The sequence below is a fragment of the Paraburkholderia graminis C4D1M genome (genome assembly GCF_000172415.1).
Lineage (GTDB): Bacteria > Pseudomonadota > Gammaproteobacteria > Burkholderiales > Burkholderiaceae > Paraburkholderia > Paraburkholderia graminis.
Window position 1 is genome coordinate 1 of sequence record NZ_ABLD01000045.1, and the last position, 21,098, is coordinate 21,098.

Sequence of the window (21,098 nt, forward strand, 5' to 3'; positions counted from 1 at the left end):
TATAGTGGCCGTTTCATCGGATAATCTCTTCGTCTTGTCTCCTCCATGTCTCCTCTGATATGGATTCAGCCCGCCAACTTAGGCGGGCTTTTTTTTGCCCAAAATTCCGGCCTCGTCAGAACTTGTACGAAACCGCGAGGAAGGAAATGAGCGGGTCCGCTTTCAATTCGGCCCTCGACACACCGAGCTCCGTGCCGTCCGCCGCCTTGATGATGACCGACGAGGTCGTCTTCAACGGAATGTAGGTCACCGAGGCCACGAGACCCCAGTGGTCCGTGATGTTGTACGCGAGCCCGGCGTTGAACACCGGCGCCCACGACGACGAAGCCTTCGCCGATACCTGCGTCTTGCCCGGCTTGCCCGCGCCCGCGGCGAGGATGGCGCCGAGGTTCTCCTGCGTCGATTGAACGAAGTTCTGACTGAGCTGAATGTCGGAAAACCAGTTGTACGACACGCCGACGCCTACAAACGGCCTGAACTTCGCCGTCGGTGCATTGAAGTAGTACTGAAAGAGCAGCGCCGGGCTCCACTGGCGCACGCTTTTCACGATCGGATTCGCTTGCGGATCGCCAATGTCCTGCTGGCCGAGCGCGCCCGCCGGCCCCGGCGGCTTGATCGTGCCGTGCCCGTAGATTTTGAAGACGGGCGGCACGCCGGCTACGGTCGTCACGGCAATGTGATCGGTCAGGTAATGGCTGAATACGAGGCCGACCGTGTTGGCCGTGTTCGTCGACAGACTCGTGCCCGCCGATGTGAACGAGTTCGGCAGGCGCAGCGGCGTGTTGATCGGCGTCGGCGCGACGTTGGTCGTCAGCGGCGTGCTCGAATCCTTCGGCATGACGTGGAACCAGCCGAGTACGGCTACGTTGTCGCCGGCATGCTGTGCATGAGCGCTGACCGACAGGCATGCGGCCAGAATCGCGAGACAGATTCTTTTCATGTTGTTATTCCTCCTTGGACGCTCGTCGGGCGCAAGGCGAGCGGGACGAGCGGGACGAGCATTGGCGCGCGTTTGCGGGTAGCCGCGAGGCCGGCGCGCAAGACAGCCGTTGTGCCGGTCGCCGCGCTGCAAGGCGCGGACGGCAGCCGGGCGCGAACGCGTCGAGGCGCGCTGACGGCGCGCCACACGCCCGTTACTGGACGAAGGCGCCGATCGTGAAGTACGGCGAGGCCGCGTTCGACAGATCCAGGTAGCCGAACACACCGCCCGTGAAAATCATCTTTCCGGTCGGCGTATTGCCGGTGGATGCATTGACGTGCGTCGTCGTGACCACGCCCGGCACGGCTTGCGTGAAGTCGAGGTTCAGCGCGGTCGCGAGCGAAGCCTGCGACGGGTTGAACGGATCGAGCAGCGTCGCCTGCGTGCCTGCGAGCGCGGTGGTGCGATAGTCGAACTGGCTATCCACGCCGATGTACTCGCCGTTCTGCGAGTTGACCGCCACCGAGGTTTGCGGCGACAGAATCGAGATGCCGGATTCGTCGTCCGCGTACGGTCCGAGCGCGCCGTTTTGCGGCACGGTCACCGACGAATTCGCCGCGCCGGCGCGCACCAGAATCGGCACCAACTGGTTGCGCAGCTTGCCGACGATCATGTAGCCGCGCCCTTCCGGCGTCGTGGCGAGCGTGGGCTTCGCCTGTCCCTGGAAGTTATTGGTCTGGAACGCGCCGCTGCCGTCCGCGGCCTGCGTAAAGTTGCTGCCTGGCTGCAGGCATTTGCCCGCGTTCACGCCCGAGTTGTCGCACTCGGTCCACGTGCCGTCCGCGTTGATCGTTATCTTTGTGTCCACGGCGACCGGCGCGAAATTCTGCGACGGCACCTGGTGATAGCCGAGCTGGTTGTACGTGCCGGCCACCTTCGCCAGATCCGTTTCAATCGACGAGAAACCGATGAACGGGTAATACGGGAACTTGGTGTCCGGCACCGCGCCCACGCCGAGAATCCCGCCGAACGAGATTTCCGCGCCCGGAATCGTGCCGCCTGCCACGCCTTCGCCGACAAAAATCCGCGCGGGGCGGTTCGGGTCGAGGCTCGCGCCGTTCAGGCGGAACGCGCACTGGTTGAGCTTGGTGGTCGGCAGCAGCGTTTCCTGGGTCAGCGTGCCGCTCGCGGTCTGGCCGGCGCGCGTCGGCACGACGGTGCCCGTGGTCGCCGGAATCGGAGATTCGACATAGGTGACCTGCCACGTCATCTTCGTCGTATCGAGTTGCAGCTTGACGAGTTCGCCGTCACCGCCGCCGCCCGTGTAGAACGTGTTGTAGTCGAGCGTCGCGGGACACAGCCGAACCTGCGTCACCGGACCGTCGCCATTGCCGCCACCTCCGCCGCCGCATGCCGTCAGCAACGGTGCCGCGAGTGCGAGCACCGACAGGAATCTCCATTTCATACCGCCTCCAGAATTTTTTCGTTGTAGATGGCCGGCTCCCAGTCCAGCCACCGCTTGCTCTTTTATGTCTCTCACCGCGGACTACGTTTGCTTCATCGGCTACTTGCTGATTTGCGCTCCGATGCCGAAGTACGGCGTGCTCGGTGTGTCCGAATTGGCCGATGTCGGCGTGATGCCGTCGTTCTGCGTGCCCTGGATCGCGATCGCATACAGGCCGCCCGACGCGATCGCAAAGCCGGTCTTGCCTTTCGTGTCCTGCACGCCGACCAGGCCGGGGCTCGCGAGCCCGTAGCCGAGGCCGAAACCGCTTTCGGCCGCCGATGTCGTCGGATTGATAAACGTGCCGACGCCGCCCTGGATCAGGGTCGCGGTGTACTTGAAGTTGGAATCCGCGCCCACGTAGCCGCCGTCGAAGCCGCCCGATGCAAGCGGCGTCGCCGCGGCGAGCATGGCGATGCCGGACTCGTCGTCGACTTTCGCGTCGAGATGAAGCGGCGCGGTGCCCAGGTTGATGTAGCCCGTGCGCACCACGAGCGGCACGGTCGCGCCGTTGATCTGGCCGAGGATCATGTGCGCGGTGCCGGACTTGCCCGTCGCGCCGATCAGCGGAAGCCGGAACTGCGGGACGATCTGCGCCGCCTGCTGGCTGTCGAAGTAGCCGTTGCTGTTGAGCGTCCACGGATTGCCGGTGGACAGGCAGCCGCCCGCGTTCGGCGAGTAGTCCGGGTTCGCGGTGTTGCTGCTCGTGCAGGTGCCGCTCGCGTCGAAGGTTTCGACAGTGTTCGTCGCGACCGTCGCGTAATTGCCGGACGGCGCGAGGTGGTACAGCAGACCGTTGTAGGTGCCCGGCAGCTTTGTGATGTCCGTGGTGGTGCTGGCGAAGCCGAGGAACGGATAGAAGTCGAAATGGCGATTGGGCACCGCGCCGATGCCCGAACCGATGAGCGGGATCGACAGCCCGTCGAACTGGATCGTCGCGCCAGGAATGCCGCCGCCCGCGACGCCCTGGCCGACGAGGATCATCGGCGGATTCGGGTTGTTGGCGAAGTCCGATGTGGTGTAGGGCTGGCCGTCGCCGGCCGCCGTGCCTGTGCCGGCGCCGAGTATGAACGCGCAGCGCGTTTGCTCGGCGGTCGGCAGCGTGCCCGCCGGCGGATGGATCACCGCGCCCGCGATCTGCGTGCCCGCGCGTGTCGGCGTGACGGTGCCGGTGCGCAGCGGGATCGGCGATTCGAGCCACTTCAGCGTGTAGGTCATCGCCGTCGCGTCGATGTTCAACTGGACCACTTCGCCGCTGCCGGCGCCGCCGAGGAACGTGCTTTTGACGATATCGGCGGTGGCCGGACACAGCGCGGCCGCCGTGCCGCTCGAGGCGGGCGGACCTTGAACGCCGCAGTTCGAACCCGAGCATTGCGGCGCGTTGATCGGGCCGGGATTATCGGATTTGCCGCCGCCGCAAGCAATAAGAAAAGGAGTGGTGGCAATAGCCATTGCCAAGCCTCGAATAATGGCGTCCGCCATGCTGCTGTCTCCCTTCATGTATTTGTGCGAGCTAATTTCGCCGCGCGATTAATGCCTGTCAATTGAATGAGCCGTCTAAAAAGGTCGATTCAAACAGCGGCGTTTCGGGCATGCGCACAGTGCGTGGGCGCAAGCGGCCCTTTTAAACAAAAATGCGAATTCGAGGCAAAGCGGCTGTACCGTTGTTTCGCCGCACGCCCTTGCCAGGTAAGCGTTGGAGCAAAAAGGCTCCATCATCTTCGAACGACCGTTCGATAAAAAATCCGGAGTTTCCCCAGGCGGAAAACTATGCTGATCGGGTCGTCGACGGGAAGAGTTACCTGAAAAATTCCAGGCAGCCTCGTTTTGATTTTTTAAGTAATGCGGGCTACTACTGATTAATGTTTAAAGAAAGTCGGAGCGGCGGGTTTAAAACAAAAAGCCGGTCTTGTAGACCGGCTTTCGCAATGCTGACAAACGGCCAATTGCCGCGGTATTTTAACTTTCGTTATCGTTTCAAACCGCTTTCCTCGGGGGCGCCGATTGCCAGATTCATACACTGGATCGCCGCGCCCGAAGCGCCTTTGCCCAGGTTGTCGAGCCGCGCGACGGTGACGAAGCGCTCCGGCGTGCCGAACACGAACAGATCGACGCGATTCGTGTCGTTGTTCGCCTGCACGTCGAAGAAGCCGCTGTCCAGATTCGCCTCCGAGTCGAACGGCGCGACGCGCACGAATGCTTCGCCTGCGTAGTACTCCGCGAGCAGCGCCTGCACTTCTTGCGGCGTGGTTTTCCGCGCCAACTGGCGCGGCGAGAAGTACGTGGTGACCGCGAGGCCCTTGTAAAAGCCGCCGACGATCGGCGTGAAGACCGGTGACGACTTCAGCCCCGTATGCGCCGCCATTTCCGGCAGATGCTTGTGCGTGAGAGCCAGCGCGTACGGACGCGGGCTCTTGAGCTTGTCGTTACCGCCGGCTTCGTAGTCGGCGATCATTTTTTTGCCGCCGCCGCTGTAGCCGGTGATCGAATAAGCATGAGCTTCGAACTCGGGCGCGACCACGCCGCTTTCCACGAGCGGGCGCATGGCCAGCACGAAAGCCGACGCGTGACAGCCCGGCACGGCGATGCGCTTGGCGGTGCGCAGGCGTTCGCGCTGCGAGCGAGCGAGTTCGGGCAGGCCATAAGCCCAGTCGGCCGACGTGCGAAACGCGGTGCTCGCGTCGATCAGCACCGTGCGCTCGTTCGCAACGAGAGCTGCCGACTCGCGCGATGCCACGTCGGGCAGGCACAGGAACGTGACGTCCGACGCGTTGATGAGACGGCGGCGCTCCTCGATATCCTTGCGCTTCGCTTCGTCGATACGCAGGATTTCCACGTCGGCGCGCTGCGACAGGTATTCGAAAATCTTCAGGCCGGTCGTGCCTTCCTGTCCGTCGACAAAAACTTTCGTGCTCATCTCGATCTCACTGGCTATCTGGTTACAGCTTGGAAACAGCGCGCGACGCCGCGCGAAAACACCATTTTAAGACCTCATCGCCATGCGCGTGCGCAAGCGAGGGGAAACGGCGCGAAAAACAGCGGAAAAACCACGATGCCCGCGCGAAGTGACAGCCGCGTGACTTGTGGGACTTCACTGCGATCCGGGCGCAGGGCGGCGGGCGCGGGGCGGCCCGCCAAAGCGCGATATCACGGCAATCAAGCCGGCTTTCGGCGCAACACCGCGCGCGCCGGCAAGCGCGCCGCGTTAGCGCCCGTAATTCACCACCATCCTCGCGCTGCCGAGCGCCGCCGTGCCGATCTCGTGATCGAACATCAGCGCCGGGCGGCCTTGCGCGAGGCGCAGGTCGGCGGTGTTCAGCGCATACACGGTGATCACATAGCGATGCGGTTTGCCGGGCGGCGGACAAGGACCGCCATAACCGTCGATGTCGAAGTCGTTGCGGGCTTCCACCGCGCCGAGCCGTCTCAGGAAACCCGACGCGCTCGCGTTCTCGGGCAGGCTTGCGACGCTCGCCGGAATGCCCGCCACGGCCCAATGCCACCAGCCGCGGCCGGGCGCATCGGGATCGAACAGAGTGATCGCGAAACTGCGCGTTCCGGGCGGCGCGTCGCGCCAGGTCAGTTGCGGCGAGCGGTTGCCGCCCTTGCAGTCGTCCTGATCGAAGACTTGCGGGGAATTCACTGTGCCGCCCGCGCGGAAGCTCGCGCTGGTGAGCGAGAACGCGTTCTCGGCCTGGGCGCGCGAGCCATGCGCGAGCCCCAGCGCGAGACCAAGCGTGGCGCAGACAACAAGCGGCGTGCGGCGAAACGATGAAGCGTGCGAAACAACCAGGCAACGCAAGCGCATGTGCCGGTTCTCCTGTGTCGATCGGAGTCGGCGCCGGGCGCCTGCTCAGATCCCATGCAGCATCAAGGCGCTGCGAGGACGCGAGGCAATTGCCTCGCGGTGTTTATTGTCCCTATTTTGTACCTGAACGTCGAATCGAGTCTAAGCTTAGGTTTATGACGCATCATTGTTATGCCGCGTAAGCGGATTGCGAGCCTAAAATCGGCTATAGTCGAAAGAGTTTACGCGATGTGGCCCGTGTTCCTATTAGTCAAATTGAACATTAAGAATAAGAAGGCATGTCAGAGGTTTTGGAGAGGGGTTTTCCTGTCGAGGTACGGGCAATGCAAGACGTAGTCAAGGTTGTCATCGCTGACGATCATCCAGTTATTCTATTCGGCGCCGAACAGGCTTTACTCAAGTTCCCCGGCATCCAGGTGGTCGCGCGAGCGAGGCAGTCCACGGAACTCATCAAGGTCCTGCAAACCGCTGCGTGCGACGTGCTCGTCACAGACCTCGCCATGCCGGGCGGCCAGTACGGCGACGGCCTGCCGTTGGTCGGCTACCTGCGGCGCAATTTTCCGAACCTTCCCATCGTCGTGCTAACGATGCTCGAGAACGCCGCGTTGCTGCAACGGCTGCGGGAACTCGGCGTGACTTCGGTCGTGAATAAATCCGACGACCTGAGCCACATCGGGCTCGCGGTGCAGCACGTCAGCCGGCACCTCGAATATCTGAGCCCGTCGGTGAAGGCGTCGCTCGATGCGCTGCGGATGAATTCCGGCGGCAAGAGCGACGAAGTGATGCTATCGAGGCGTGAACTCGAAGTCGTGCGCCTGTTCGTATCGGGAATGACCATCAAGGAAATTTCCGAGCAACTGAACCGCAGCATCAAGACAATCAGCACTCAGAAAAATACGGCGATGCGCAAGCTCGGCATCGACCGCGATTCGGAGCTGTTTCAATACGCGCAAAGCAATGGTTTGCTGAACCTGTCGTCGCATTCGGCGGAAGACACGGGCGACCTGGTTTAGCCGCGCGCCGCACTTCTTGTGCGGCATAGAAAAAGCCGCGTTAAAGTCGTCAAAGAAAAAGGCCGCCTGTCGCAAGACAGGCGGCCTTTGTGCTTCTGCTTCTGCGGCTGTTGCCGCGATGCGATGTAATGCGATGCTATGCGCTACCGCCGCGCTTATTGCGGCGTCGACGTTGCGCCGCCGTGCGCGGCCGACCATTCAGCCGGCGAGTGCAGGAATTTTTCGACTTCGTCGAGCGTCTTCGTGTCGAAGTACTTGTTGTCCTTGGCGACGCGCAGCACGTCCCACCATGTCGCGAGCGCGTGCAGATCGACGTCGATGTCTTTCAGCACCGACACGCTTTCCTTGAAGATGTTGTAGTGGAACAGCACGAAGCAGTGATTCACCGTCGCGCCGGCCGTGCGCAGCGCATTGATGAAGTTGATCTTGCTGCGGCTGTCGGTGGTCAGGTCTTCCACCAGCAGCACCCGCTGACCTTCGGTCAGCAGACCCTCGATCTGCGCATTGCGGCCAAAGCCCTTCGGCTTCTTGCGCACGTATTGCATCGGCACCATCAGGCGGTCGGACAGCCATGCCGCGAACGGAATGCCTGCGGTTTCGCCGCCGGCCACGGCGTCGATCTGCTCATAGCCGACGTCGCGGAGAATGGTGGTTTCAGCCATTTCCATCAGGCCGCGGCGCACGCGCGGATAGGAAATCAGCTTGCGGCAATCGATATAAACCGGGCTCGCCCAGCCGGACGTAAAAATGTACGGTTTCTCCGCGTTGAAGTGCACTGCCTGCACTTCGAGCAGCATCTTGGCGGTGGTGTCGGAGATCGTCTGGCGATCGAAGCCTGTCATGGGCGGGTCCTTGGATTGAGCGGGGGAGCGGGCGCCGGGCCCGGTGGCGCAGCAAGCGGGATACGCCGCGCCGTGCTGGGCGGAATATGCAGCCGGCCAGTGGATGCTGGCCGGTTTTTGCTGCGCGCGTAGGCCGACATTTTACCTGAAACGGCTCCTTCAGACGAGGCCGGCGTGCGCGTGGACGGCCAATCGAGGTTGCCTGGGGCGAGCGGGGCGCGTGCCGAGGGCGCAGGCCAACCCGGTCTCCAACACCGTTCGCCGAAGCCTGGTCGGACAAGCGTTGCGCCGTTCGCGTCGCGCTTTGCATAGGCTTTTTGGCTAGCTTGTGAGCAACCTGGGGCGCCTTTACACTCACGCGAATTTCTCCGACGCCGGCCGCAGCTCGCCGCACACCGTTCAACGAATCCCGGATTGCTTTTAATGACGCCCGCTTCCTCCACCGCCGATACGCCCGCCTCCGCCCGACCCGGCTACGCCGCGCGAGCGCTGATCGCGTCCGCGCTCGGCTACGCAATGGACGGCTTCGACCTGCTGATTCTCGGCTTCATGCTGCCGGTCATCGCGGCCGACTTGCATTTGAGTTCGACGCAAGCCGGTTCGCTCGTCACGTGGACGCTGATCGGCGCGGTCGCGGGCGGCCTGATCTTCGGCGTGCTGAGCGACTATTACGGCCGCGTGCGCATGCTCACGTGGACCATCCTCGTATTCGCGGTTTTCACCGGTTTGTGTGCGCTCGCGCAAGGGTATGGCGACCTGCTCGTGTACCGGACGATCGCCGGCATTGGGCTGGGCGGCGAGTTCGGCATCGGCATGACGCTTGTGGCCGAAGCCTGGCCGGCCGCGCAGCGGGCGCGGGTGTCGTCGTATGTGGGCCTCGGGTGGCAACTCGGTGTGTTGGCGGCCGCGTTGCTGACGCCGCTGCTGTTGCCGGTCATCGGCTGGCGCGGCATGTTCGCGCTCGGGCTCTTGCCCGCTGTCGTGTCGTTCTTTGTGCGGCGACGCGTGGAGGAACCGGCGCTCTTCACCGAGCGCGTCGCGCGCGGCATGCGCAAGCTGCCGCTCAAACTGCTGATCGCCGATGCCCCCACCGCGCGTGCGAGCCTCGGCGTGGCGGTCCTCTGCTCGGTGCAGAACTTCGGCTACTACGGGCTGATGATCTGGCTGCCGAGCTATCTGTCGAAAACCTTCGGCTATTCGCTGACGAAATCCGGCGTCTGGACTGCGGCCACCGTGGTCGGCATGGCATGCGGCATCTGGCTCTTCGGCGTCGCGGCGGACCGTTTCGGCCGCAAGCCGGCGTTTCTGTTCTACCAGGTCGGCGCCGTCGCGATGGTCTTCGTCTATGCGCATCTGACCACGCCCACGGCGCTGCTGATCGGCGGCGCGGCGATGGGCGTGTTCGTCAACGGCATGATCGGCGGTTACGGCGCGCTGATTTCCGAGCTGTATCCCACCGATGCACGCGCCACCGCGCAAAACGTGTTGTTCAACGTGGGGCGGGCGGTTGGCGGCTTTGGGCCCGTCGCGGTCGGCGCGCTGGCCGCGCATTATTCGTTTGGCACGGCGCTGGTTTTTCTCGCGTCGATCTATCTGCTCGACGTGCTCGCCACACTCTTTCTGATCCCCGAACGCCGCGGCGCCGAACTCCACTGAGCGCCGCCGCGCAGTCTGCCGATGCGGCGCTGCAGCATGACTGGCGGGCGTTTCGCCAATGGCGAGCCGCGTTAACCAGTCCGTGTATCGACTCGCGCGGGGTGTACACTAACCGACCCCGCGTAGCACTCCGCACCGTCCCGCCTCCGCCGGGGACCGACGCCGCGCCTAACCGGCGCAAGCGAACAGCGGCCCCGGTCGATCATCCATTCGATAGCAGGAAGCGCCGCCAGCGGTGCAGTGTGCCGGCCCAAATTTCTTACGTCTCGCAGGCAAAAAATGGACGAACAACTGAAGCAAAGCGCTCTCGCGTATCACCAGAATCCGAAACCCGGCAAGATTTCGGTCACACCGACCAAGCCGCTGTCGAACCAGCTCGACTTGTCGCTCGCGTACTCGCCGGGCGTGGCCGCGGCCTGCATGGCAATTTACGAGGAGCCGCTCGACGCGCAGAAATACACGTCGCGGGGCAACCTGGTCGGCGTGATCACGAACGGCACGGCCGTGCTCGGCCTCGGCAACATCGGCCCGCTCGCCGCAAAGCCGGTGATGGAAGGCAAGGGCTGTCTCTTCAAGAAGTTCGCGGGCATCGACGTGTTCGACATCGAACTGTCCGAGTCCGATCCCGACAAGCTCGTCGAAGCGATTGCGATGCTCGAGCCGACGTTGGGCGGCATCAACCTGGAAGACATCAAGGCGCCGGAGTGCTTCTACATCGAGAAGAAGCTGCGCGAGCGCATGAAGATTCCGGTCTTCCACGACGACCAGCATGGCACGGCGATCATCGCGTCCGCGGCGATTCTCAACGGCCTGAAAGTGGTCGGCAAGAAGCTCGATGAAGTGAAGCTCGTCTGCTCGGGCGCGGGCGCGGCAGCCATCGCGTGTCTGGATCTGCTGGTCAACCTGGGTCTGGCGAAGCAGAACATTCTGGTGGTCGACTCGAAGGGCGTGATTTACGAGGGTCGCGGCAATCTCGATCCGTCGAAGGAACGTTACGCGGCGAATACCGAGGCGCGCACGCTGGCTGACGCGATTCGCGGTGCCGACGTGTTCCTCGGCTGCTCGAGCGCAGGCGTGCTGAAGCCGGAAATGGTCACCGAAATGGGCACCCAGCCGCTGATTCTCGCGCTCGCGAATCCGGAACCGGAAATCCGTCCGGAAGAAGCGAAGAAAGTGCGCCCGGACTGCATCATCGCGACTGGCCGTTCGGACTATCCGAACCAGGTCAACAACGTGCTGTGCTTCCCGTTCATCTTCCGCGGCGCGCTCGACGTCGGCGCGACCACGATCACGGAAGAAATGAAGCTCGCGTGCGTGCGCGCGATCGCCGAACTCGCGGAAGAAACCGATCAGGGCGACGAAGTCGCGAAGGCGTATGAAGGGCACTCGCTGGAATTCGGTCCTGAGTATCTGATTCCGAAGCCGTTCGATCCGCGTCTCATCATCAAGATTGCGCCGGCCGTTGCGCAAGCGGCGATGGATTCGGGCGTCGCGACCCGTCCGATCAAGGACATGGACGCGTATCGCGAAGAACTCGGTACGACCGTTTATCGCACGGGCATGGTGATGCGTCCGGTGTTCGCGGCGGCGAAGTCGGAGCCGGCGCGCATCGTGTTCGCCGAAGGCGAGGACGAGCGCGTGCTGCGCGCCGCGCAGTTCGTGCTGCTCGAGAAGATCGCCAAGCCGATTCTGGTCGGCCGTCCGTCGGTGATCGAAATGCGCCTGAAGAAGATGGGCTCGAAGCTCAAATGCGGCGAAGACTTTGAGATAGTCGATCCGGAAGACGATCCGCGTTATCAGCAATGCTGGCAGGCGTATCACGAACTCGGCGCGCGCGAAGGCGTCACGCCGGACGTCGCGAAGGCCGCGATGCGCAAGTTCAATACGCTGATCGGCGCGATCCTCGTGCGACTCGGCGAAGCGGAAGGCATGATCTGCGGCATGATCGGCCAGTACCACACGCATCTGAAATTCATCGAGCAAGTGTTGGGCAAGGCGGACAACGTCGCTAACTTTGCAGCAATGAATCTGCTGATGCTGCCGGGCCGCAACCTGTTCATCTGCGATACGTACGTGAACGAAACGCCGACCGCAGAACAGCTCGCCGACATGACCATGCTGGCCTCGCGCGAGATCGAAAAGTTCGGCATCACGCCGAAGGTCGCGCTGCTGTCGAATTCGAACTTCGGCAGCGCGCCGTCTTCGTCGTCGCAACGCATGGCCGCGGCTCGCAAGCTGATTGCCGAACGCGCGCCGACGCTCGAGATCGACGGTGAAATGCACGGCGACGCGGCGCTGTCGGAAGTCGTGCGCAAGGCGGCGTTCCCCGGCACGACGTTGTCGGGCGAAGCCAACCTGCTGATCATGCCGAACGTGGAAGCGGCGAACATTGCCTACAACCTGCTGAAGATGGTCGGCGGCGAAGGCGTGACGGTCGGGCCGTTCCTGCTCGGCGCGGAGAAGCCGGTCCATGTGCTGACGCCGGCTGCAACCGTGCGCCGGATCATCAACATGACGGCGGTGGCTTCGGCGAACGCGCGCAAGTCGGTGAACAGCAAGTAAGCGAGGCGGCGCTCGTTTCTACGAGCGTCGGGCGAAAAAAAACGCCACGGAATGAGCTTCCGTGGCGTTTTTTATGTGCGCCGTGATCCTGGCGTTAGCGGCCGGAACACGGCGCGCTTTGGCAACGTCAAGCCGCGTGCTGCGTCGTGCCCGCTTGCGGCGAGCGCCAGCGCGCGAGCAGATCGTTCCACTTCACGCGCACGCCTTTCAGGTTGTTTTCCTTGATGTGTCCATAGCCGCGGATGCCGTCCGGCAGATTCGCAAGTTCGACTGCCAGCTCGCGGTTCTGCGCGTTAAGCCCGCCGATCAGTTCGCGCACCAGCGTTTCGTACTCGCCGATCAACGCGCGCTCGGTGCGACGCTCTTCCGTCTTGCCGAAAATGTCGAACGCCGTGCCGCGCAGGAACTTCAGCTTCGCCAGTCCATGCATTGCGCTGAAGACCCACGGACCGTACTTCTTCTTGATCAGATGGCCCTGGGCGTCTTTCTTGGAGAACATCGGCGGCGCGAGGTGAATGTGCAGCTTCCAGTCGCCTTCGAAGCTCGCTTTCAGCTTCTCGATGAACGCCGGATCGCTGTACAGGCGCGCGACTTCATACTCGTCCTTGTACGCCATCAGCTTATGCAGATTCTTCGCGACCGCTTCGGTTAGCGGCAACTGGCCGTCGCCCGAATCGAGCGCCGACTCGGCCGCGCGCACTTGTGAAACCAGCGCGCGATAACGCTCGGCGTATGCGCTGTTTTGCCATGCCGTGAGGTAGGCAGCGCGCTTGTCGATCAACGTGTCGAGGGCTTTCGGCGTGTGCAGCGAAATGATCTTGCTGCTAGTGGCGTTGGCCTCGGCATCGGTTGCGGCACCCGCGCGCTGCGATTGCGCGAACTTGCGCACGGTCGCCGGATCGTGTGCCGCGCGGCGGCCCCATTCGAATGCCGCGCGGTTCTTCTCGACCTGCACGTTGTTCAGCTCGATTGCGCGCATCAACGACTGATACGTGAGCGGCACCCATCCACGTTGCCACGCGTAGCCGAGCACGAACGGGTTCGTGTAGATTGCGTCGCCGAGCAGCGCGACCGCGAAGTGATTGGCGTCGACGGTATCGACGCATTCATCGCCCGCGCCCGCGCGTACGTCGGCTTCGGTGCTGCTGCCAGGAAAGCGCCAGTTCGGATTCTTGATGAGTTCGGCGGTCGGCGTGTGCGCGCTATTGAGCACCACGCGCGTTTGGCCGGCGTGCATCCGCGACACGCATTCGTCGCTCGCCGTCACGATTGCATCGCAGCCGATCACGAGACTCGCTTCGCCCATTGCGATGCGCGTGGCGTGAATGTCGTCGGGCTTGTTCGCGATCTGCACATGGCTCATCACGGCGCCGCCTTTCTGCGCGAGGCCGGTGACGTCGAGCACCGTCACGCCCTTGTTCTCCAGATGCGCGGCCATGCCGAGCAGCGCGCCGATCGTCACGACACCCGTGCCGCCGACACCTGTCACCAGCACGCCGTAAGGACGGTCGATGGACGGCAGCGCGGGTTCGGGCACCGGCGGCATAGCGTCGCCGACAATGCCGGATGCCGCTTTCGGCTTGCGCAACTGACCGCCTTCGACGGACACGAAGCTCGGGCAGAAGCCGTTCACGCAGGAGAAGTCCTTGTTGCAGGTGGACTGATTGATCTGGCGCTTGGTGCCGTATTCAGTATCGAGCGGCTCGACTGACAGGCAGTTCGACTTGACCGAGCAGTCGCCGCAACCTTCGCACACCGCCTCGTTGATCACGACGCGGCGTGCCGGGTCCGGATACGCGCCGCGTTTCCTGCGGCGGCGCTTTTCGGTCGCGCAGGTCTGGTCGTAGATCAGAATCGTCGTGCCGGAAATCTCGCGCAACTGGCGTTGCACTTCGTCGAGCTTGTCGCGATGGTGAATGTCGATGCCGGGCGCAAGACCCACGTTCGCCGAATATTTTTCGGGCTCGTCGGTGACGATCACGATCTTGGACGCGCCTTCGGCCGCGAGTTGATGCGTGATCTGCGGCACGGTCAGCACGCCGTCGACCGGCTGGCCGCCGGTCATCGCGACTGCGTCGTTGTAGAGCAGCTTGTAGGTGATGTTCGCCTTCGACGCGATGGCCGCGCGAATCGCGAGCAGCCCCGAGTGGAAGTAGGTGCCGTCGCCGAGATTGGCGAACACATGCTTGTCGTTCGTGAACGGCGCCTGGCCGATCCACGCGACGCCTTCGCCGCCCATCTGGCTGAACGTGCTCGTGCTGCGGTCCATCCACACGGTCATGTAATGGCAGCCGATGCCCGCCATCGCGCGCGAGCCTTCCGGCACATTCGTCGACGTGTTGTGCGGGCAGCCCGAACAGAACCACGGCTTGCGTTCCGCTTCGACGCGCGGGCGCGCGAGCGCCTTTTCCTTTGCTTCGATTACCGCGATGCGCGCGGCGATGCGGGCGCGCACGTCGGACGGCAGATCGAACTTGGCAAGCCGCGCGGCGATGGCCTTCGCGATGATCGCGGGCGACAGTTCGTAGTGCGCCGGCAGCAGCCAGTTGCCCATCGGCACCGACCATTCGCCGCCCGCGCCGTCTTTCTCGTCGAACTTGCCGAACACACGCGGACGCTGCGCGTCGGGCCAGTTGTACAACTCTTCCTTGATCGCGTATTCGAGAATCTGACGCTTTTCTTCGACCACGAGAATCTCGTCGAGACCGCGAGCGAAGGCTTGCGCGCCTTGCGCCTCGAGCGGCCACACGCAGCCGACCTTATAGAGGCGGATGCCGATGCGCGCGCAGGTTTCGTCGTCGAGACCGAGGTCGGTCAACGCCTGACGCACATCCAGATACGCCTTGCCGCCCGTCATGATGCCGAAGCGCGCGTGCGGCGAGTCGATCTCGACGCGATCCAGCTTGTTCGCGCGCACGTAGGCGAGCGCCGCGTACCACTTGTAGTCGAGCAGACGCGCTTCCTGCACGAGCGGCGGATCGGGCCAGCGAATATTCAGACCGCCTTCGGGCATCGCGAAGTCGTCCGGCAGAACGATCTTCGTGCGATGCGGATCGATGTCGACGGAAGCCGACGATTCGACCACGTCGGTCACGCACTTCATTGCCACCCACAGGCCGGAGTAGCGGCTCATTGCCCAGCCGTGCAGGCCGAAGTCGAGATATTCCTGCACGTTCGACGGGAACAGCACCGGCAGGCCGCAGGCCTTGAAAATGTGTTCCGACTGGTGCGCGAGCGTCGAGGATTTGGCCGCGTGGTCGTCGCCGGCGAGCACGAGCACACCGCCATGCCGCGACGAACCCGCCGAATTGCCGTGCTTGAAGACGTCGCCGGAACGGTCGACGCCGGGGCCCTTGCCGTACCACATCGAAAACACGCCGTCGTATTTGGCGCTGGGGTACAGGTTGACCTGTTGCGAGCCCCAAACGGCGGTCGCCGCGAGGTCTTCATTGACGCCCGGCTGGAACACGACCTGATGTGAGGCGAGATGCTGTTTCGCCTTCCACAAGGATTGATCGAGTCCGCCGAGCGGCGATCCGCGGTAACCGGAGATGAAGCCGGCCGTGTTCAGGCCGGCGGCGCGGTCGCGTTCCTGCTGCAGCATCGGCAGACGCACCAGCGCCTGGATGCCGCTCATGTACGCGCGGCCGCGTTCCAGAGTGTATTTGTCGTCGAGCGTGACGGAAGATAGAGCGGCTTCGAGCGAAGCTCGCTGACCTGCGTCTAGCGGGGCATTCATTATGTGTACTCCTCCACCCAGTTTGGGATCGCCAAAACTTTTTGGGCCGCGGCATCTTGTGAATGCGTATGGCCGGGGTCGCCATATTGACGTGTTTTAAGTGATGGTAGCACTGGTGAAAACCCGCCGCATCGCGGCAGAAATTTCCCTGTGTTGCCGCCGCCATGCGGCGTCCGTGCTGGTGCTGTTTGTTGCAAAGTTCGCCTAACGTCTGTGAGTTGCCGGTGTAACAAGCTGTAAAACCTACAATCTCATGGAACCGCGAGGCAGATGCGTGTCTAACACCGCACCTGTGAGCAATGTCTGTGTAACGCGTCGCATGTTGCGGCGCTTCAGGACAACAGGGCAGTTAGAAAAGGAGTACGCATGAACACTAGAAATATCCAGACCTTCCTGATGGTTTCGGCCGCCTTTTTCGCCATGAGCGCGCCGGTGCGCTCGAACGCGGGTACGGGCACGCAGTCGAGCGTGATTAGCCGCACGGCGCTGGTCGCCCCGGCGCGTATCGCCATCAACCGCATCGCGCGGGAAAGCGCGTCCGCGAAGGAAGACCAGAATTCGTGACGCGCTGCTGATGCGGCGTGTCGACGGTTAAACCGGCCGTCGCTCAGCGTTGAGCGGCGGCGCAAACGACGAGGGCGGGGATCGTTAGATCCTCGCCCTTGTCGTTTTATTGGCCTGTCACCTACTGCGCCGGAAATAGGCGCTTAGCGTTCAAGCCTTGTCCTGCACGACGCCGCGGCGAATCTGATCCAGTTCGATCGATTCGAACAGCGCCTTGAAGTTGCCCTCGCCAAAGCCCTGATTGCCCTTGCGCTGAATGATCTCGAAGAAGATCGGGCCGATCTGGTTCTCGGTGAAGATTTGCAGCAGCAAGTCGTCCGGCGCGCCGTCGATCAGAATCTTGCGCTTGCGCAGTTCGTCGAGCGGCTCGCCGTGATTCGGCACGCGGCGGTCGACGAGTTCGTAGTAGGTGTCGATGGTATCGAGGAGCGAGATATTCGATGCGCGCAGGCCGTCGACGGTACGGTAAATGTCGTTGCTGCCGAGCGCGATGTGCTGGATGCCTTCGCCGTGGTACGCGTCCAGATATTCCTGAATCTGCCCGGACGTTTCCGAGCCTTCCTCGTTGATCGGAATGCGGATCTTGCCGCACGGCGACGTCATCGCTTTCGACTTCACGCCCGTCACTTTGCCTTCGATGTCGAAATAGCGCACTTCGCGGAAATTGAAGAGGCGCTCGTAAAACTCCGCCCATTCCTGCATGCGGCCCCGGTGGACGTTGTGCGTCAGGTGGTCGATGTAGGTGAGGCCGTGACCGACTGGGTTCGGATTCGCGCCGGCAATCGGCTCGAAGTCCACATCGTAAATGTCGATGTCGCCGACGCTGCCCGGCGCCGCGCCGTTCTTGCCGCGCCAACGGTCGACGAAATAGATCAGCGAATCGCCGATGCCCTTGATTGCGGGAATGTTCAGTTCCATCGGGCCGGTTTTGTTGTCGAAGCCCCACGCGCCTTTTTCGATGGCCTGCCTGTAGGCCTTGCCCGCGTCCTGGACGCGGAACGCGATCGCGCAGATCGACGGACCGTGCAGACGCGCGAAGCGTTGCGCGAACGAATCCGGCTCGCCATTGACGATAAAGTTGATCTCGCCTTGCCGGTAAAGCGTCACGTCCTTATGACGATGACGGGCGATGGCGGTAAAACCCATCTGCTCGAACAGCTTGCCGAGCGCTTTGGGATCGGGGGCGGTGTATTCGATGAATTCGAAGCCGTCAGTGCCGACCGGATTGTCCCAAGTTGAAACCTGCATTTGTCTCTCTCCATGTCGAGGGCGCGTGGCGCCGGAGTCGCGCGCGCAATGCCGGAGCGCGACCGAATGACGCAAGTGTAAAGGCGGGATCGCGCTCGAAACTTGCGAACTTAATCGCACTGGCGTAGCGTGGCGCTATTTTCTAGCTCAATCCACGAAAACGGCGGCAGAAAGTGACTCATATAGAGATAGACGCCATCGACCGGCGGATTCTGGCGATCCTTCAGGAGAATGGCCGGTTGTCGAATCAGGAGATCGCGGAGCGGATCAATCTGTCGCCGAGTCCGTGCTTGCGTCGCATACGGCGGCTCGAGGAGAGCGGAGTGATTCGCGGCTACGTCGCGCTGCTGGACGCGCAGCGCCTCGGGCTCGATCTGCTCGCATACGTCAACGTGCGGCTGGAAAAGCGCGGCGGTTCCGCGCTAAGTCCGCGCGGCGAGGCGACCCACGCCGACCTGTTCCGCGCGGCCGTGCAGACGTGGCCGGAAGTGGTGGCGTGTCACGCAATGACCGGCGAGATGGACTATCTGCTACGCGTTCAGGTGGAGGACATGGCGCACTTTTCGCGCTTCGTGCAGGACCAACTGCTGCATCACCCGTCGGTGATCGACGTCAAAACGAGCTTCTCGCTGGAAAAGATCAAGGAGACGACGGCGTTGCCGATCTTATGAAAGTGCATGGGTTGGGGCGCGCGGCACACGGCCGGTAAACCGCAAAGGGCAGCCATGAAGCTGCCCTTTGTATTGGATGACGGCGTCTGCCCGATGTTCAGGCCGCAGCGGCTGTCGGCATGAAGGACTCGAGCAATCGCGACGTGCGGCGTGCCTGGCGCTTGAGCGCATAGTCGAACACCGCAGCCTGTTCCTGCAGCATTTCCGTGATGATGCTCGTTTGGTCGGCCGGCGGCAGCGTCAGATAAGCGTCTGCTTCGCCGTACGCGTACTCGATCTTCATGCCCGCTTTTTTCGCGATGTGCATCATGGTCGAGTTGCGCGACAGACAGTGCATGTACAGCGTGGTGACATGAGTATTGCGGCTGCGGATGGCCGCGCGCTCAAACAGCCTGGAACCGATACCCTGGCCGCGCACGCTTTCGAGCACGGAAACGCCGAACTCGGCCGTGCGCTTGTCGCCTTCAGCCGGCAAGTAAGCGAGGTGACCGACGCCCGTAAGCTGCAATTGATCGTCGAACACGCCGAACACGGTGTCGCGCTTGAAATCGATTGCGCGGACGTAGTTCTCGATGACGTGGTCGGGCACGACCTGACCGAAACGCAGCAGCCGGTCGTCTTCGTCGAGCGCGAGGAAGTGCGTCAGCAGACGTTCACGGTCGACCGCGGTGAGTTCACGAACCAGAGCAGGCGCACGACCGGCAGGCAGCGACGCGCGATCGTGCGCGACGATCGGCTCGGCGGCGCGGGGTGTAATCATGTTCATGGTCAGGTTCTCCTTGTCATCGTGCGGCGTTGGTGCACCGCAAAAACGATTCTAACGGAAACGCTAACCGATCACTAGGGAAAACCCGTATCTTTATTCGAGGGTGCTGCCTAACTGCGGGGTTGTTTTATTGTTAACCAGTTGATTTCAAAAGATAATTAATAAAAGAACGAGCGTGCGTGGCACGATGTCGCGCATATGCGACGCGCTTATTTACCGATGCCGCATATTGCTGTGCTGCGCCATCCCGCCATCAAGCCGGCGCGCAGCCCAGCCCGTGGTCCACCATGCTCACCACCTGTTCCGCGAATTCGCTATAGCCCATGCGTCCGCCGGGCTTGAGCCAGGTGAAGGTCCAGTTGATCATGCCGAATACCATCATCGTGAGCGCGGTCTGGTTTTCACGCGTGGCGCGCTCGGGGTAAGCGCGCGCGAGTTGCCGCGCAAACGCAGCGACGACGTCGCGCTGACGGTTGAGAATCACCTCGCGCTGCGCGTCGACGAGATACTTCACGTCGTTCAGCAGTGCGACGTGGCGGCTGTGCGACGTCTCGTATTCCGACAGGAACGCGCGGATCAACTCGGCAAAGGTCTCGCGCTCGGTGAGGCCGCGGCGCTGACTTGCGCCCTCCACCTCGGCGATGATCAGCATCAGCCGTTTGGTGTAGCGGTCCAGCAGATCGAAAAGGATCGCTTCCTTGCTCTCGTAATAGTGATAGAGGCGCGCTTTCGACGTGCCGCTCGCAGCGGCAAGGTCTGACATCGACGTGCTGGGATAGCTCGTCTGTGCGAATTTGGCCGCGGCCAGTTCGAGAATCTGTTCGCGCTGGCTTTCGTGGTCGGGGGCTCGGGTGCGGGCCATGGTCGTCTGTTTTATTCCTGTGGACAGGGGGCGAGCGCCGCGCACAGCTCGAGCGTCCGCCATGCGCCGGTGTCGCCGCGCAGCTTGATCCGGCGCGTGGCGGCCAGTTCGCGGAAGCGCCACAGCACGATGCTGTCGCTGACCAGAAACCCGAGCTCCGCGGTCATGACTTCCGCGGCCACTCGCGACGCCGGTTGCCAGTCCGCCGTCGCGTGCTCGAGTATCAGCGCGTCCAGATCGGCGAAGCTGCCGCTCGTGAAGGTGTTGTCGCGCCAGCGCCGCGTCTCGCCGTTTGCGTGCTTCGCTTCCTGCCATTCGAGCGCGAGCCGGCTGATGCGCAGCACCGAGATGGGCGCCGCGTCGGGCAAACGCGCGTGCAGCACGGACGGCGCGAACATGCCGACGGACGTCGCGCGGTCTTTGCGGCTGTACGCCCATGCGCCCGTGTCGGTGAGATCGCGGATCGACAGACGCACTTCGTTCAGGCGTTGCGGATTATTGCGCAGGTAGTAGCAGACCCGGCGCAGCATCAATTGATCGGATGCGCTTTCGCCATGCCAGACCACGAGATTCGCTTCGCCGCGTGCAATCGCTTCGAGCGCTGCGGCCTGCTCGCGAAACTCGCGGACGAAATCGCGCTTCGTGTCAGCGCTCACGCGGTCCCAGAAGGTGGCGCGCACTTGCGGGTCGTCGTCGATTCCTCGCAACGGACCGACCGCCAGATCGTCGCGCAGTGCCTGCACGCGGTCGTCGCGGCCCGTTTCGCGCAACGCCGTGCGCAATGATTCCGCGGCGACGTCGCCGTTAGTGAGGTGGATGGTGCTCATCGGCCGTGGCTGGTTTTTGTACGCGATTAGACAAAGGGCCGCTCGCCTCGCGGACCGGAACGGTCCGACTGCGAGCGGCCCTAGTGTAAGCGGATCGCGGAATGGCTCAAAGCACAG

At 62.9% G+C, this 21,098-nt stretch carries 16 protein-coding genes; 5 read left to right on the top strand and 11 right to left on the bottom strand.

What is annotated here, in order from left to right:
- Nucleotides 1-115: 115 nt before the first annotated feature.
- The 5 genes from BGRAMDRAFT_RS31820 to BGRAMDRAFT_RS31840 all read right to left on the bottom strand — a co-directional run bounded on the left by BGRAMDRAFT_RS31820 (nt 116) and on the right by BGRAMDRAFT_RS31840 (nt 6,231).
- Nucleotides 116-940, bottom strand: a complete 825-nt coding sequence (locus BGRAMDRAFT_RS31820; protein WP_006053037.1) for an OmpW/AlkL family protein — start codon at nt 938-940, stop codon at nt 116-118.
- A gap of 193 nt (nt 941-1,133) precedes the next feature.
- Nucleotides 1,134-2,384 carry a DUF2957 domain-containing protein gene (locus BGRAMDRAFT_RS31825; protein WP_006053038.1) on the bottom strand — a complete coding sequence of 417 codons (1,251 nt, stop codon included), beginning with the start codon at nt 2,382-2,384 and terminating at the stop codon, nt 1,134-1,136.
- 99 nt (nt 2,385-2,483) lie between these two features.
- Nucleotides 2,484-3,905, bottom strand: coding sequence for a DUF2957 domain-containing protein (locus tag BGRAMDRAFT_RS31830; protein ID WP_006053039.1), 1,422 nt, complete (start codon nt 3,903-3,905; stop codon nt 2,484-2,486).
- Nucleotides 3,906-4,392: 487 nt separating this feature from the next.
- Complete coding sequence (argC, locus tag BGRAMDRAFT_RS31835) at nt 4,393-5,340, bottom strand: N-acetyl-gamma-glutamyl-phosphate reductase (protein WP_006053040.1); 948 nt, start codon at nt 5,338-5,340, stop codon at nt 4,393-4,395.
- Nucleotides 5,341-5,628: 288 nt separating this feature from the next.
- The gene (locus BGRAMDRAFT_RS31840; protein WP_006053041.1) at nt 5,629-6,231 is read right to left on the bottom strand and encodes a YbhB/YbcL family Raf kinase inhibitor-like protein; all 603 of its coding nucleotides are present in this window, start codon (nt 6,229-6,231) and stop codon (nt 5,629-5,631) included.
- Nucleotides 6,232-6,554: 323 nt separating this feature from the next.
- Between BGRAMDRAFT_RS31840 and BGRAMDRAFT_RS31845 the strand changes: the two genes are divergently transcribed.
- Nucleotides 6,555-7,244: a response regulator gene (locus BGRAMDRAFT_RS31845; RefSeq protein WP_006053042.1), complete on the top strand. Its 690-nt coding sequence runs from the start codon at nt 6,555-6,557 to the stop codon at nt 7,242-7,244.
- Nucleotides 7,245-7,399: 155 nt separating this feature from the next.
- Here BGRAMDRAFT_RS31845 and BGRAMDRAFT_RS31850 read toward each other — a convergent pair whose 3' ends face one another.
- Nucleotides 7,400-8,086: an orotate phosphoribosyltransferase gene (locus tag BGRAMDRAFT_RS31850; RefSeq protein ID WP_006053043.1), complete on the bottom strand. Its 687-nt coding sequence runs from the start codon at nt 8,084-8,086 to the stop codon at nt 7,400-7,402.
- A gap of 423 nt (nt 8,087-8,509) precedes the next feature.
- On the opposite strand from BGRAMDRAFT_RS31850, the gene BGRAMDRAFT_RS31855 reads away from it, so the two are divergent.
- Together BGRAMDRAFT_RS31855 and BGRAMDRAFT_RS31860 are read left to right on the top strand one after the other, a co-directional pair.
- Entirely contained in the window at nt 8,510-9,742 is a 1,233-nt protein-coding gene (locus tag BGRAMDRAFT_RS31855) for an MFS transporter (protein WP_006053044.1), read from the top strand.
- Nucleotides 9,743-10,021: 279 nt separating this feature from the next.
- Nucleotides 10,022-12,304 carry an NADP-dependent malic enzyme gene (locus tag BGRAMDRAFT_RS31860; RefSeq protein WP_006053045.1) on the top strand — a complete coding sequence of 761 codons (2,283 nt, stop codon included), beginning with the start codon at nt 10,022-10,024 and terminating at the stop codon, nt 12,302-12,304.
- 127 nt (nt 12,305-12,431) lie between these two features.
- Here BGRAMDRAFT_RS31860 and BGRAMDRAFT_RS31865 read toward each other — a convergent pair whose 3' ends face one another.
- Nucleotides 12,432-16,043 carry an indolepyruvate ferredoxin oxidoreductase family protein gene (locus BGRAMDRAFT_RS31865; RefSeq protein WP_006053046.1) on the bottom strand — a complete coding sequence of 1,204 codons (3,612 nt, stop codon included), beginning with the start codon at nt 16,041-16,043 and terminating at the stop codon, nt 12,432-12,434.
- Nucleotides 16,044-16,409: 366 nt separating this feature from the next.
- Here BGRAMDRAFT_RS31865 and BGRAMDRAFT_RS31870 point away from each other — a divergent pair, with 366 nt between their 5' ends.
- Nucleotides 16,410-16,607 (top strand): hypothetical protein, encoded by a 198-nt coding sequence (locus tag BGRAMDRAFT_RS31870; RefSeq protein WP_006053047.1) that lies wholly within the window; start codon nt 16,410-16,412, stop codon nt 16,605-16,607.
- A gap of 150 nt (nt 16,608-16,757) precedes the next feature.
- On the opposite strand, the gene hppD is transcribed toward BGRAMDRAFT_RS31870, so the two are convergent.
- Nucleotides 16,758-17,855, bottom strand: coding sequence for a 4-hydroxyphenylpyruvate dioxygenase (gene hppD / locus BGRAMDRAFT_RS31875; protein ID WP_006053048.1), 1,098 nt, complete (start codon nt 17,853-17,855; stop codon nt 16,758-16,760).
- Nucleotides 17,856-18,028: 173 nt separating this feature from the next.
- On the opposite strand from hppD, the gene BGRAMDRAFT_RS31880 reads away from it, so the two are divergent.
- Nucleotides 18,029-18,526, top strand: coding sequence for an Lrp/AsnC family transcriptional regulator (locus BGRAMDRAFT_RS31880; RefSeq protein ID WP_029970894.1), 498 nt, complete (start codon nt 18,029-18,031; stop codon nt 18,524-18,526).
- Nucleotides 18,527-18,623: 97 nt separating this feature from the next.
- Here the strand turns inward: BGRAMDRAFT_RS31880 and BGRAMDRAFT_RS31885 are convergent, their stop codons facing one another.
- From BGRAMDRAFT_RS31885 to BGRAMDRAFT_RS31895, 3 genes are all read right to left on the bottom strand, one after another.
- Complete coding sequence (locus tag BGRAMDRAFT_RS31885; RefSeq protein ID WP_006053050.1) at nt 18,624-19,292, bottom strand: GNAT family N-acetyltransferase; 669 nt, start codon at nt 19,290-19,292, stop codon at nt 18,624-18,626.
- A 253-nt stretch (nt 19,293-19,545) separates the two neighbouring features.
- Nucleotides 19,546-20,154 (bottom strand): TetR/AcrR family transcriptional regulator, encoded by a 609-nt coding sequence (locus BGRAMDRAFT_RS31890; protein ID WP_006053051.1) that lies wholly within the window; start codon nt 20,152-20,154, stop codon nt 19,546-19,548.
- 11 nt (nt 20,155-20,165) lie between these two features.
- On the bottom strand, nt 20,166-20,981 hold the full coding sequence (locus BGRAMDRAFT_RS31895; RefSeq protein ID WP_006053052.1) for a DUF1835 domain-containing protein: 816 nt from the start codon (nt 20,979-20,981) through the stop codon (nt 20,166-20,168).
- Between the last annotated feature and the right edge of the window lie 117 nt (nt 20,982-21,098).